This is a genomic window from Mycobacteroides immunogenum (assembly GCF_001605725.1).
Taxonomy (GTDB): domain Bacteria; phylum Actinomycetota; class Actinomycetes; order Mycobacteriales; family Mycobacteriaceae; genus Mycobacterium; species Mycobacterium immunogenum.
This window is the reverse complement of record NZ_CP011530.1, coordinates 3,045,981-3,058,575: the sequence shown is the minus strand read 5'-3', so window position 1 is coordinate 3,058,575 and position 12,595 is coordinate 3,045,981. Positions and strand designations below refer to the sequence as shown.

Here is a 12,595-nt window from a genome sequence, read left to right as displayed (position 1 = left end):
ACCGAAAGCGAAGTCATCCAACTGAATTGATTTGTGGAGAGCAAGGAAACGATATGGCGACCACCAAGCACGGCCTTGTCGAGGAGCATCTCGAGAGCGCGGACTATCTGCGTAAGCGCCAACTCAGATCGGGGAGCGCGGGCTGGCTGCTGCTGGCCGGCCTCGGCGTGAGTTATGTGGTATCCGGGGACTACTCGGGCTGGAACTTCGGACTGGGCCAGGGCGGGTTCGGTGGGTTGGCAATCGCCACCGTGGTGATTGCCGGCATGTACCTGGCGCTGGTATTGGGTATGGCGGAACTGTCCTCGGCGTTGCCGACCGCGGGCGGTGGCTATACGTTCGCGCGCCGCGCGCTCGGCCCCTGGGGTGGATTCGCAACGGGTACCGCCATTCTCATTGAATACTCGATCGCACCGGCCGCCATTGCCACCTTCATCGGTGCCTATGTGCAGTCCTTGGGGCTGTTCGGCATCACCAATGGATGGTGGGTGTACCTGGCCGCGTACGCCTTGTTCATCGGTATCCACCTGTCCGGGGTCGGCGAGGCACTGAAGGTGATGTTCGTCATCACTGCGATCGCGTTGGTAGGCCTGCTGATCTTCGCGATCGCCGCGGCGGCTCATTTCGATGTGCACAACCTCACCAACATCGCGGTGGACGAGGGCGCGGCCGGGGCTTCCAGCATCCTGCCGCACGGGTACCTGGGTATCTGGGCTGCCATTCCCTTCGCCATCTGGTTCTTCCTGGCGGTCGAGGGTGTGCCGTTGGCTGCCGAGGAGACGGCCAACCCGGAACGCAATGTGCCGCGCGGCATTATCGCGGCCATCGCGGTGCTGCTGGTCACCTGTGCGACGGCGCTGATTCTGACGACGGGAGCCGGTGGCGCGGAACAGATGTCGGATTCGGGTAATCCACTGGTTGCGGCACTCGGCCAGGGCACCGCGGCCAAGCTGGTCAATTACATCGGCCTGGCGGGGCTCATCGCGAGCTTCTTCTCGATCATCTACGCCTACTCTCGGCAGCTGTTCGCGCTGTCCCGGGCCGGTTATCTGCCCACAGTTCTCTCGGTGACCAACTCCCGCAAGGCCCCGACGCTGGCCCTGATCGTCCCGGGCGTCATCGGATTCGCGTTGTCGCTGACCGGACACGGCGACCTGCTGTTGAACATGGCGGTCTTCGGCGCGGCCCTGAGCTACGTGCTAATGATGGTCAGCCACATCATCTTGCGGATGCGTGAGCCCAATATGCCCCGGCCCTATCGCACCCCGGGCGGAACGCTCACCACTGGCTTTGCGCTCGTCGTCGCGGTACTGGCGGTCATCGCGACATTTCTGGTCAACCCGATAGCGGCCGGTCTGTGCCTGGCGGTGTTCGCGGCCTTCATGCTGTACTTCGCGCTCTATAGCCGCCATCGCCTGGTGGCGAACTCCCCGGACGAGGAATTCGCGATGTTGGCGGAGGCGGAAAGCGAGCTGACGTGAAGTACCGCCAGCAGGTAGCCGGGGTGAGTTACGGCTTCGACGGACTTGTCGACGTGATGGCCAAGGCGACGCCACTGCGTTCGGGCGACGAGCTGGCCGGCTGCGCGGCGGCCTCGGATGCCGAACGGGCCGCCGCCGCCTGGGTTCTCGCAGATCTGCCGCTCGACACATTTCTCAACGAAGCGGTGGTGCCGTACGAAACCGACGAGGTGACGCGGCTGATCATCGACAGCCACGACCGGCAGGCCTACGCCGCCATCTCGCACCTTACGGTCGGTGGATTTCGGGACTGGTTGTTGGAGAGCGCTTCCCGCGACGACGGTGCACAGCGGATCGCCGAGATCTGCGCGGGGGTCACCCCGGAGATGGCGGCGGCGGTGAGCAAGATCATGCGCAATCAAGATTTGGTGGCAGTGGGTGCCGCCATGGAGGTCAGCGCGGCTTTTCGAACCACCGTCGGCGGCAAGGGCACACTGGCCACCCGTCTGCAACCGAACCACCCCACCGACGATCCTCGCGGTGTCGCCGCGGCTGTGCTCGATGGATTGTTGTTGGGCTGCGGTGATGCTGTCATCGGCATCAACCCCGCGACCGATTCACCGGAGGCCACCGCGGATCTGCTGCATCTGCTGGACTCCATCAGATCGCGCTACGACATCCCGACACAGTCGTGCGTTCTCTCGCACATCACCACGACGATCGGACTGATCGAGCGGGGCGCGCCGGTGGATCTGACGTTCCAATCGATCGCCGGGACCGAGGGCGCCAATTCCGCTTTCGGCGTGGATATCGCGCTGCTGCGCGAGGGCCGCGACGCCACCCGGGCGCTGCGCCGGGGCACCGTCGGCGACAACGTCATGTACCTGGAGACCGGCCAGGGATCGGCGTTGAGTTCGCGCGCTCACCTGGGTACCGGCGGTAAACCCGTGGACCAGCAGACCCTGGAGACGCGCGCCTACGCGGTGGCACGCGATCTTGACCCGTTCCTGGTCAACACCGTGGTCGGCTTCATCGGACCCGAATATCTCTACGACGGCAAGCAGATTGTGCGGGCCGGATTGGAAGATCACTTCTGCGGCAAGCTACTTGGCCTGCCGATGGGCGTTGACGTCTGCTACACCAATCACGCCGAAGCCGACCAGAACGACATGGACACACTGCTGATCCTGCTTGCCGCGGCAGGGGTGGCATTCGTCATCACCGTTCCCGGCGCCGACGACGTCATGCTGGGCTACCAGAGTTTGTCGTTTCACGATGTCCTACAGGCGCGCCGGACGTTGGGGCTGCGCCCGGCGCCGGAGTTCGAGCAGTGGTTGCAGGCCATCGGCATGGTCGACGACGACGGTAGGCTCACTCCCTTCGACGTGACGAGTTCGCCGCTGCGTGCGCTGACCATGTCGGGTGCCCGATGACTGCGGGTGACGTTGCCCGCCAAAGATTTTGGAGAGAGCTGAAGCTGAACACGCAGGCCAGGATCGGCCTGGACAGGGCCGGTAACGCGTTGCATACCCGCGACGTACTGGACCTCGCGGCATCCCATGCGATCGCCCGGGACGCTGTGCACGTGCCACTGGAAGTGGAGCGCCTTGCCGTCGAGGTCGAAGGCATCGGCCTGGGGGCGCCCGCCGTGGTGACCAGTCAGGTGAGTTCCCGAGCCGAGTACTTGCGCAGACCCGATCTCGGCCGGTTGCCCGCTGACCTGGGCGCGGTTCCGCGTACGCCCGCCGACATCGGATTCGTGCTCGCCGATGGTCTGTCACCCACCGCCCTGATGCGCCACGGTGTTCCGCTCCTGAGCGAACTCGCTCTGCGGCTTGGTGAGGCGCACACGCTGGCCGCGCCGGTGATCGCGACGCAGGCCCGGGTGGCGTTGGGCGATCACATCGCCGCACAGGGCAGGTACCGGACGCTGATCGTCATCATCGGTGAGCGGCCCGGGCTTAGCGTTGTGGACAGCCTGGGTATCTATCTGACCCATCTGCCCAGCCCCGGTTGCACTGACGCCGACCGCAATTGCATCTCGAATATCCACCCACCCGATGGGCTCAGCTATCGGGAGGCCGCACATATCGCGGCCAGTCTGGTCAGTGGTGCTCTTCAGCTGGGTCGCTCCGGGGTGATGCTGAAGGACACGTCGCGTGTGTCCGGAATCGAGGACGCGGGACAGGCCGCGCTGGGCTGAACCGGGGTGCTATCCGGTGTCGCCCATGACCAGACCCTCGCGGCGGGGGTCCGCGCCGCCGATCCAACCGGTTCCCCGGCGTACCAGCGCGGACAGGCCACTGGACTGATCGGCGACGTCGACGGTGTGACCACGTGCGCGCAGCCCCTGAACCAGGGGATCGTCGGCGCCACCATTGCGGGCGTTGATAGCGGGGTGCTCGCCGCCGACTTTGGTTTTGGGGGAGTTGTTGGCGCCGAAATCCACCAGGGAAACCGCCTGCTGCGGATCGAGTCCCCAATCGAGAATTCCGACAAGGGTTTTCACGACAAACTGGATGATCACCGCACCGCCCGGTGAGCCGACCGCCAGCAGCAGCGCACCGCGCTTGCCGGACTCCGTACGTTCGAACACCAGGGTGGGTGCCATCGAACTACGCGGCCGCTTGCCCGGCTGCAGGCGATTGGCGACGGGCAGCCCATCTTTGCCCACCGGCTCGGCGGAGAAGTCGGTGAGCTGGTTGTTGAGGAAGAAACCGTCCACCATGTGGAACGAGCCGAACGCGGATTCCACTGTCGTGGTGAGCGATGCCGCATTGCCCCGGGCGTCGACGACGGTCACCTGACTGGTGCCATGTTCGGGGGTCGACACCGCCGCGGATGCCGGTATGTTGAATTCGCCGGGCTTGGCGCTACCCATTGTCTTCTCGCCGGAGATCAACTTGGCGCGACCGGCCAGATACGTCGCGTTGACCAGCGTATCGGCTGAATTACCGGGAAGAGCGACGAAATCGGTATCGGCGACGTACTTGTCGCGGTCGGCGTACGCGAGCCGTTCTGCCTCGGCGATGTAGTGCACCCCATCAACGGTCGGCTTGCCGCCGTCGAGATCGATATCGGTGGGACGGAAGGACGCCATCGGGAAGTTCTGCAGGATGCCCAATGTCGCGGCGACCGCGATGCCTCCCGAGGATGGTGCGGGCATGCCGCAGATTTCGTGGTCGCGGTAGGTGGTGCACAGCGCCGGCCGTTTCTTGGCGGTGTACCCCGACAGGTCGGCGGTGGTCATCACACTCGGAGTACGCCCCGCCGAGGTGTCGGCAGCGGCGGCGACGATGGCTGCGGCGATGTCACCTTTGTAGAAGGCATCGGGCCCGTTGGTGGCAATGGCGCCAAGAGTTTTGGCGTATGCCGGGTTGGTGAGTTTGGTTCCCGCGACCTTGGCCGATCCGTCGGTGTTGAGAAAATACATGTCGGCGTCGGGGTCCAGGGCGAGGCCGGCAGCCGAATCGGCGATCGCGGCGCCCAGCCGTGGGCTGATCTCAAAGCCATCATCAGCCAACTGGACTGCCGGAGTGAACAAGTCGCGCCACGGCAGGGTGCCGTGCTCGGCGTGCGCGTCGTGCAGCATACGCAGGATCCCGGGCACGCCGATCGAGCGGCCCGATGATCGCGTATCGGGCTTGGGCGCGGTCCGGTTGGTATCGTCGATCCAACGCAGATAGTTCTCGTTCGCGGCGGCGGGGGCGACCTCTCGCCCGTCATAGGTCTGCACGGCGCCGCTGGCGGCGTCGTAGTAGACGAGGAATCCGCCACCCCCGATCCCCGAGGATTGCGGTTCAACCAGCCCGAGTACTGCTTGCGCCGCGATCAGGGCGTCGGCGGCCGAACCGCCGTCACGCAGCACCTTGCATGCGGCCTGGGTGGCCAGCGGATTGGCGGTGGCGACTGCGTAACTGGCGGTGCGTACGGCAGTCATCCCGGTTCGGTAGCCCGTTGCCACTTCGGGGTTGGTGGAGATGTCTCGTTCGGTAGTGGCCTGCGCGGCACCGGTTTTCGTGACAGGGATACCGTTGGCGGTGATTCCGCACGATTCCGCCGTGCCGCCCGGCCTGCGCGTCACGCCGCTGGTGCAGCCCGCAGAGGCCAGGAGGGTGATTGAGGCGATGGCTAGCGCTCTGGTCAGGGCTCTCACAGTGTGATCACGTTATGCCATGGCCGGCTGAGTGGTCGACCTCCGTGATAGGTTCCGCGCGTGTTCGGAGGCGCGCTTCAGACAGCGCAGCGATCAGCATCCCTCACCGTGGCGCTGACGATGGCGCTGAGCGTCGCGGCATGCGGTTCGGCGCCGCCTCCCGCACCAACCACACGTCCTGGTGATGCCGGCGAGATCGGCGGTTCCGCCGTCCCGATGGCCCTGCGCGTATCCGTTGATCAGCCGATGCGCGCCGCGTTCAGTGAGCTGGCTAAACGATTCCAAATCGATCATCCGGGCACCCAGATTCAGCTGACGTTCAAGAGCTCACCGCAGCTGGTCGACGAGCTGGGGCAGGACCCCGCCCCGGATGTGCTTGTGGTGCAAGACGTGGACATGAGCAAGGCGGCACAGGCGGGACGGGTGAGCGATCCGGCGGCGTTCGCCTCCAACAGGCTGGTGATTGTCACGCCACCGGGCAATCCGAACCACGTAGCCGCCTTCGCCGATGTCACCCGGCCCGGGACACGGCTTGCCGTGTGCGCGCCGGTGCTCGCCTGTGGTGCGGCCACGGAGCGCGTCGCCTCATCGCTCTATGTTCAGCTCGGCCCTGCTCAGACGCAGGACACCGCCAATGCGGTGGTGGATGCGGTGGCCGAAGGTAGGGCAGACGTAGGGCTCACATACTCCTCGTACGCCCATGGCGACGATTCGCGGGTGACGACGTTGAGCTTTCCCGGTGACGCGGTATCGGTTCAGCGGTACTCGATCGCCGTCACCGCCACCTCGCAGAATCAGAACCGGGCCAAGCAATTGGTCGAGTCGGTGCGCGGTGGCGATGGCCACCGATTCATCGCGACCTTCGGTTTTGGTGCGCCGTGAGCGAGGTGAATCCGCGACCCCGGTGCTACGGCGTGGCGTCGACCGGGTGGTAGGAGAAGCCTATTTCGACGGGTGTCTTGGCGAGTTCGGGGTTACGCGCGGAGAACGTCACGGCGCCGTCTGCATCGATCTCGACGGTCAGCGGAACATCGGTGCCCTTACCATTGGTCACCTTGGGCGATGCGAACATTCCCACCAGCATTGACGGCTTATCCGGCGCGCCATCGGATTCGATGAGCAAGGTGGTGCCATGGCGCACCCAGTGGGTGCCCGCGGGCAGCCCGAGTCGCAGGTTGTACTCAAAGGAATCGGCCGGGCTCTTCTTCACGATCGTGAAGTACTCGCCGCCGTCGATCAACGGGGTGATCGTGTAATCGGTATCCGCGGACCGATAGGTCGCCTCCCCATCGGGTCCCCACTGCGCCGGCGCCAGCGGTACGTCGCCGGGCAACTGAATCGTCAGGAGCTCGCCGGGATTGCCGGTTCTGACGCGAATGCCTTCCGCCGCGAACACCGGGAGTATCGCTGTGCGCGAGTCGGTTTCGGATGCCGGCGCGGGTGACGGGGTCTCCGGATCGGCCGAACCGATCGCGGGGGATATCGCGATGCCACTCATCGTGACAAGGGCGACTGCCAAGGAGCCAACACGCAATTTCATCCAACTCGTCCTTATCTTCAGCACGCCAGCGTGACGTGAGCGACCTTGGTGGACACGGGGACCGACGTGGGCCTGTTGCGCATATCGCGCGCGCTGGCCACATTGGATACCGGCGACTGCTGATTGACGGACTGGACGACGCAATTGTCCTGGTGTCCGGAGCCGATCCGGGTTACCGTGACGCGATATCCGCTGGCTTGCAGGCTGCTGATGACAGCATCGGCGTCATTGGCGGGCACCGCCCACGCCTGAACCGCGGTGACGAGAGATAGTCCCGCGATCGCGGTGAGCAGTACGGGCAAGGCCCCCGGGGTAAATCTACGCACCGTCGCCGCTCCTTCGCCTTGAGGTTGAAGTACCCCCCGAGGGTAACAGCGCAGCCGCGACATGGTGGGCCGCCTTGGTCAGATTGATGCCCGATCCGCCGATGGGCGGCGGCGTCGGACCACCAGACTAGCCTGGATGCGTGCCCGATCCCTCGACCTATCGACCGGCTCCCGGCTCGATACCCGTCGAGCCGGGTGTCTACCGATTCCGCGATCCGCACGGCCGGGTCATCTACGTCGGCAAGGCCAAGAGTCTTCGTAGCCGGCTGACCTCGTACTTCGCCGATGTGACGAGTCTGCATCCGCGCACCCGGCAAATGGTCACCACCGCAGGCAGTGTGGAGTGGACCGTGGTGGGCACCGAAGTCGAGGCCCTGCAGCTCGAGTACAACTGGATCAAGGAATTCGATCCGCGCTTCAACGTCCGCTACCGCGACGACAAGTCGTATCCGGTACTCGCCGTGACCCTGAACGAGGAGTATCCGCGGCTGTTCGTGTATCGCGGTCCGCGGCGCAAGGGGGTGCGCTACTTCGGCCCGTACTCGCACGCGTGGGCCATTCGGGAAACGCTCGATCTGCTGACCCGGGTGTTTCCGGCACGTACCTGCTCCAATGGAGTCTTCAAGCGCCACAAGCAGATTGATCGGCCCTGTCTACTGGGATACATCGACAAGTGTTCGGCGCCCTGCATCGGCCGGGTGAGTGCCGAGGAGCACCGCGAGATCGTCCTGGATTTCTGCGATTTCCTCTCGGGCAAGACCGACCGCCTGGCCCGCGACATGGAACGCGAGATGAACCAGGCAGCCCAGGAACTGAACTTCGAGCGGGCCGCGCGGCTGCGCGACAACATCTCGGCGCTGCAGCGAGCGCTGGAGCGGCAGACCGTGGTGTTCGGCGACGGCACCGACGCGGATGTGGTGGCCTTCGCGGACGACGAGCTGGAGGCGGCTGTGCAGGTATTCCATGTGCGCGGCGGCCGGGTGCGTGGTCAACGCGGCTGGATCGTCGAAAAAACGGGAGACCCAGGCGATTCCGATCTCCAGGGGCTGGTTGAGCAGTTCCTCACGCAGTTCTATGGCGATCAGGCCGACCTCGCCCATGCTGTCGGCGCGGATACCGGGGTGGTGCCGGTGCCGCGTGAGGTGCTGGTGCCGGTGCTGCCGCGGGACGCTGAGGGCATGACCTCGTGGCTGACCGGCTTGCGCGGCTCGCGGGTATCGCTGCGGGTCCCGCAGCGCGGTGACAAGAAGGCACTGGCAGAGACGGTCGAGCGCAACGCGAAAGAAGCATTGGCGCAGCACAAGCTCAAGCGGGCCGGGGACCTCACCACGAGATCGGCCGCATTGCAAGAACTTCAGGACGCACTCGGGCTGGAGCAGGCTCCGCTGCGTATCGAGTGCATCGATATCAGCCACGTTCAGGGCACCGATGTGGTGGCGTCGCTGGTGGTCTTCGAGGATGGATTGTCCCGCCGTTCGGACTATCGCCACTACAGCATCAAAGAGGCGGCCGGGGACGGTCGCTCCGATGACGTCGCCTCCATCGCGGAGGTCACCAGGCGCCGGTTCGCCCGGCATGTGCAAGATCAGCAGGCCGTGACCGAGTATGCGGCAGAAGGACATTCACGCAAGTTCGCGTATCCGCCCAACCTCTTCGTGGTCGATGGTGGCGCCCCCCAGGTCAACGCCGCCGCCGCCGAACTGAGCGAGCTGGGCGTCACCGACGTCGCGGTGATCGGTCTGGCGAAGCGGCTCGAGGAGGTGTGGGTGCCCGGAGAGGTGGACCCTGTGATCCTCCCGCGAACCAGTGAGGCGCTGTACCTGCTTCAGCGCGTGCGCGACGAGGCACACCGGTTCGCGATCACCTTCCACCGCAGCAAGCGGTCCCGGCGGATGACAGCCTCTGTGCTCGACGGCATTCCCGGCTTGGGGGAGACGCGCCGGGCCGCGCTCGTCTCGCATTTCGGTTCGGTGGCCCAGCTCAAGAAGGCCAGCGTGGAGGAGATCACCGCGGTCCCGGGTATCGGTGCGGCCACCGCGGTAGCGGTGCGCGAAGCCCTCGCGGGAACTGACAGTTCGGCCCCGACTTCCGGTGCAACCGAAGCGGCACTGCCCGCCATGGTCGAAAATGGAGTCGATGACACTCCATCCCTCTAGCGAGACCACAAACGCCGATATCGACGTCGTGCTGGTCACGGGCCTATCGGGCGCGGGACGAGGCACCACCGCCAAGGTGCTGGAAGACCTCGGGTGGTACGTCGCCGACAACCTTCCGCCCGAACTGATCACCCGGATGGTGGATCTGGGGCTGGCCGCGGGTTCACGCATCACGCAGCTCGCCGTGGTCATGGATGTGCGGTCCCGGGGATTCACCGGTGACCTGGAGTCGGTGCGCGCGGACCTGGCCACCCGCGGAATCAGTCCCCGTGTGCTGTTCCTGGAAGCATCCGATGAGAGCCTGGTGCGCCGGTATGAGAACAACCGGCGCAGTCACCCGTTGCAGGGCGGTCAGACGCTCGCGGAGGGCATTGCCGCCGAACGTGCTCTGCTCTCCTCGATCAGGGCCTCCGCAGATCTGGTGATCGACACCTCGTCATTGCCGGTGCCGGCGCTGCGCGCTGCCATAGAGCGCGCCTTCAGCAGCGAGTCCGTCGCGCATATCAGCGTGACGGTCGAGTCCTTCGGTTTCAAATACGGACTGCCGATGGACGCGGATATGGTTGTCGACGTCCGGTTTCTGCCCAACCCACATTGGGTGGACGAGCTGAGACCGCACACCGGACAACATCCCTCGGTGAGCCAGTACGTGTTGAGCCAACCCGGTGCGGATGAGTTCTTGGACACCTACCATCGGCTGCTGAATCTCGTGATCGACGGCTACCGGCGAGAGGGAAAGCGCTACATGACCATCGCGGTGGGCTGTACCGGCGGCAAGCATCGCAGTGTTGCCATCACCGAGGCGCTGGCCGCTTCGTTGGCGCCCGACGCTGACCTGTCGGTGCGTGTGCTGCATCGCGACCTGGGCCGCGAATGAGTTCCGACATCGTGCAGGACCCCCAGCTGGCCCGGCGGGAGCCCCGCGTCGTCGCACTCGGTGGCGGTCATGGTCTATACGCGACGCTCTCGGCGGCGCGGCGGATCACCCATGACATCACTGCCGTGGTCACGGTGTCTGATGACGGTGGTTCCTCCGGACGCATTCGGTCCGAGCTCGGGATCGTGCCGCCGGGCGATCTGCGGATGGCGCTGGCCGCGCTGGCCTCGGACAGTCCGCGCGGGCGCATGTGGGCCACCGCGATTCAGCACCGGCTCGGCGGCAGCGGCGGCTTGGCGGGACACCCGATTGGCAACCTGATCTTGGCCGGCCTCACCGACATGCTGGCCGACCCGGTCACCGCGCTGGATGAGATGGGACGCATGCTCGGTATCACCGGGCGGGTACTGCCGATGTGCCCGATTCCGTTACAGATCGAGGCCGACGTGTCAGGTCTGGAATCCGACCCGCGGATGAGCCGGGTGATCCGCGGCCAGGTGGCATTGGCGACCACACCGGGCAAGGTGCGCCGGGTGCGCCTCTATCCGGGTAACCCGCCGGCCACCCGACAGGCGATCGACGCGATCATGGCGGCCGACTTGGTGGTTTTGGGCCCGGGCTCCTGGTTCACGAGTGTGATCCCGCACGTCCTGGTGCCCGAGCTTTTTGCGGCCTTGCAGCAGACCCAGGCGCGCAAGGCATTGATCTTGAACCTGGCCCCGGAGCCGGGGGAGACGGCGGGCTTTTCCGCTGAGCGCCATTTGCACGTACTCTCGCAACACGCTCCCGAGTTCGGAGTGCACGACATCGTTGTCGAATCCGCGTCGGCAGACACCACTGAACGCGATCATTTGACCAGGGCGGCCGCCCTGTTCAATGCGCAGGTTCAGTTCGCTGATGTCTCGCGTCCTGGTACACATTTACATGACCCCGCGAAACTGGCGGCGGTCTTGGACCGAGTACGGACGGGAAGTGTGGCTCCGGCCGCAGGAACAGATGCCGAATCCACGGTGCGCCTGGCAGCGAGGGGCGGGCGCACGCAGCATGGAACCCAGAAAGGGGACGCCACGTGGCGATGACCGCCGAGGTCAAAGACGAACTGAGCCGCCTGGTGGTGACTCAGGTCAGCAGCCGCCGCGCCGAGGTCGCGTCGCTGCTGCGGTTCGCCGGCGGGCTGCACATCGTCAGCGGCCGGGTCGTCGTCGAGGCAGAGGTGGATCAGGGCAGCATCGCGCGGCGGCTGCGTAAGGACATCTTCGATCTGTACGGATACAACGCCGTGGTGCACGTGCTGTCGGCCGGTGGTATCCGCAAGACAACCCGGTACGTGGTGCGGGTGGCCAAAGACGGTGAGGCCCTGGCGCGGCAAACAGGTCTGCTGGACTTGCGGGGGCGCCCGGTGCGGGGGCTCCCGGCGCAGGTGGTCGGCGGCAGTGTCGCCGACGCGGAGGCAGCGTGGCGCGGCGCGTTCTTGGCGCACGGATCGTTGACCGAACCCGGACGATCCTCGGCCCTTGAAGTGAGCTGCCCGGGACCGGAGGCCGCACTGGCGCTGGTGGGTGCGGCTCGGCGGCTCGGTGTGAGCGCCAAGGCACGTGAGGTGCGGGGCAGCGATCGGGTCGTGGTGCGCGACGGTGAGGCGATCGGCGCCTTGTTGACCCGGATGGGTGCCCAAGACACCCGGCTGACGTGGGAAGAGCGCCGCATGCGCCGCGAGGTGCGGGCGACGGCGAATCGATTGGCCAACTTCGACGACGCGAACCTGCGCCGGTCCGCGCGTGCCGCGGTCGCGGCCGCCGCACGGGTGGAACGGGCGCTGGAGATTCTCGGCGACACCGTGCCCGACCATTTGGCGGCGGCGGGAAAGCTTCGCGTGGAACACCGCCAGGCCTCGCTGGAAGAGCTGGGGCGCCTGGCCGATCCGGTGATGACCAAGGATGCCGTGGCGGGCCGGATTCGCCGGCTGCTGTCGATGGCGGACCGGAAGGCCAAGACGGACGGCATCCCGGACACCGAATCGGCGGTCACTCCGGAACTGCTGGAAGACGCCTAACGGCTTGTTTTTTCGGTGTTCCCCGGA

Annotated in this window: 11 protein-coding genes; 8 read left to right on the top strand and 3 right to left on the bottom strand. The window is 65.8% G+C overall.

Annotation, left to right across the window (positions count from 1 at the left end):
- Positions 1-53 precede the first annotated feature (53 nt).
- The 3 genes from eat to eutC are packed head-to-tail and all read left to right on the top strand — an operon-like array spanning position 54 to position 3,663.
- On the top strand, positions 54-1,481 hold the full coding sequence (gene eat, locus ABG82_RS14910; RefSeq protein WP_043075569.1) for an ethanolamine permease: 1,428 nt from the start codon (positions 54-56) through the stop codon (positions 1,479-1,481).
- Positions 1,478-2,893 (top strand): ethanolamine ammonia-lyase subunit EutB, encoded by a 1,416-nt coding sequence (locus tag ABG82_RS14905; RefSeq protein WP_043075570.1) that lies wholly within the window; start codon positions 1,478-1,480, stop codon positions 2,891-2,893. The genes eat and ABG82_RS14905 overlap by 4 nt, the downstream gene beginning before the upstream one ends.
- Positions 2,890-3,663 carry an ethanolamine ammonia-lyase subunit EutC gene (eutC, locus tag ABG82_RS14900; protein ID WP_043075571.1) on the top strand — a complete coding sequence of 258 codons (774 nt, stop codon included), beginning with the start codon at positions 2,890-2,892 and terminating at the stop codon, positions 3,661-3,663. Before ABG82_RS14905 ends, eutC begins: the two co-directional genes overlap by 4 nt.
- 9 nt (positions 3,664-3,672) lie before the next feature.
- Here the strand turns inward: eutC and ABG82_RS14895 are convergent, their stop codons facing one another.
- Positions 3,673-5,616 (bottom strand): gamma-glutamyltransferase family protein, encoded by a 1,944-nt coding sequence (locus ABG82_RS14895; RefSeq protein WP_043075572.1) that lies wholly within the window; start codon positions 5,614-5,616, stop codon positions 3,673-3,675.
- Between the two features lie 60 nt (positions 5,617-5,676).
- Here ABG82_RS14895 and ABG82_RS14890 point away from each other — a divergent pair, with 60 nt between their 5' ends.
- Positions 5,677-6,498: a molybdate ABC transporter substrate-binding protein gene (locus ABG82_RS14890; protein WP_043075573.1), complete on the top strand. Its 822-nt coding sequence runs from the start codon at positions 5,677-5,679 to the stop codon at positions 6,496-6,498.
- Between the two features lie 25 nt (positions 6,499-6,523).
- Here ABG82_RS14890 and ABG82_RS14885 read toward each other — a convergent pair whose 3' ends face one another.
- Positions 6,524-7,156: a hypothetical protein gene (locus tag ABG82_RS14885; RefSeq protein WP_043075574.1), complete on the bottom strand. Its 633-nt coding sequence runs from the start codon at positions 7,154-7,156 to the stop codon at positions 6,524-6,526.
- A 17-nt stretch (positions 7,157-7,173) separates the two neighbouring features.
- On the bottom strand, positions 7,174-7,458 hold the full coding sequence (locus tag ABG82_RS14880) for a hypothetical protein (protein ID WP_043075575.1): 285 nt from the start codon (positions 7,456-7,458) through the stop codon (positions 7,174-7,176).
- A 164-nt stretch (positions 7,459-7,622) separates the two neighbouring features.
- Here ABG82_RS14880 and uvrC point away from each other — a divergent pair, with 164 nt between their 5' ends.
- Genes uvrC through whiA form a run of 4 tightly spaced genes read left to right on the top strand, consistent with a single transcriptional unit; the run spans position 7,623 to position 12,568 of the window.
- Positions 7,623-9,638, top strand: a complete 2,016-nt coding sequence (uvrC, locus tag ABG82_RS14875) for an excinuclease ABC subunit UvrC (protein WP_043075576.1) — start codon at positions 7,623-7,625, stop codon at positions 9,636-9,638.
- Complete coding sequence (rapZ, locus tag ABG82_RS14870) at positions 9,610-10,515, top strand: RNase adapter RapZ (protein ID WP_043075577.1); 906 nt, start codon at positions 9,610-9,612, stop codon at positions 10,513-10,515. Before uvrC ends, rapZ begins: the two co-directional genes overlap by 29 nt.
- Positions 10,512-11,594 carry a gluconeogenesis factor YvcK family protein gene (locus tag ABG82_RS14865; RefSeq protein ID WP_043075578.1) on the top strand — a complete coding sequence of 361 codons (1,083 nt, stop codon included), beginning with the start codon at positions 10,512-10,514 and terminating at the stop codon, positions 11,592-11,594. The genes rapZ and ABG82_RS14865 overlap by 4 nt, the downstream gene beginning before the upstream one ends.
- Positions 11,591-12,568 (top strand): DNA-binding protein WhiA, encoded by a 978-nt coding sequence (gene whiA, locus ABG82_RS14860; protein WP_078343326.1) that lies wholly within the window; start codon positions 11,591-11,593, stop codon positions 12,566-12,568. Before ABG82_RS14865 ends, whiA begins: the two co-directional genes overlap by 4 nt.
- The last annotated feature ends 27 nt before the right edge of the window (positions 12,569-12,595 follow it).

Excerpts from the sequence above, each read along its gene's own strand:
- eat (WP_043075569.1), top strand. The coding sequence starts at position 54 with ATGGCGACCACCAAGCACGGCCTTGTCGAGGAGCATCTCGAGAGCGCG.
- eutC (WP_043075571.1), top strand. The coding sequence starts at position 2,890 with ATGACTGCGGGTGACGTTGCCCGCCAAAGATTTTGGAGAGAGCTGAAG.
- ABG82_RS14885 (WP_043075574.1), bottom strand. The coding sequence starts at position 7,156 with ATGAAATTGCGTGTTGGCTCCTTGGCAGTCGCCCTTGTCACGATGAGT.
- rapZ (WP_043075577.1), top strand. The coding sequence starts at position 9,610 with ATGGAGTCGATGACACTCCATCCCTCTAGCGAGACCACAAACGCCGAT.
- ABG82_RS14865 (WP_043075578.1), top strand. The coding sequence starts at position 10,512 with ATGAGTTCCGACATCGTGCAGGACCCCCAGCTGGCCCGGCGGGAGCCC.
- whiA (WP_078343326.1), top strand. The coding sequence starts at position 11,591 with ATGACCGCCGAGGTCAAAGACGAACTGAGCCGCCTGGTGGTGACTCAG.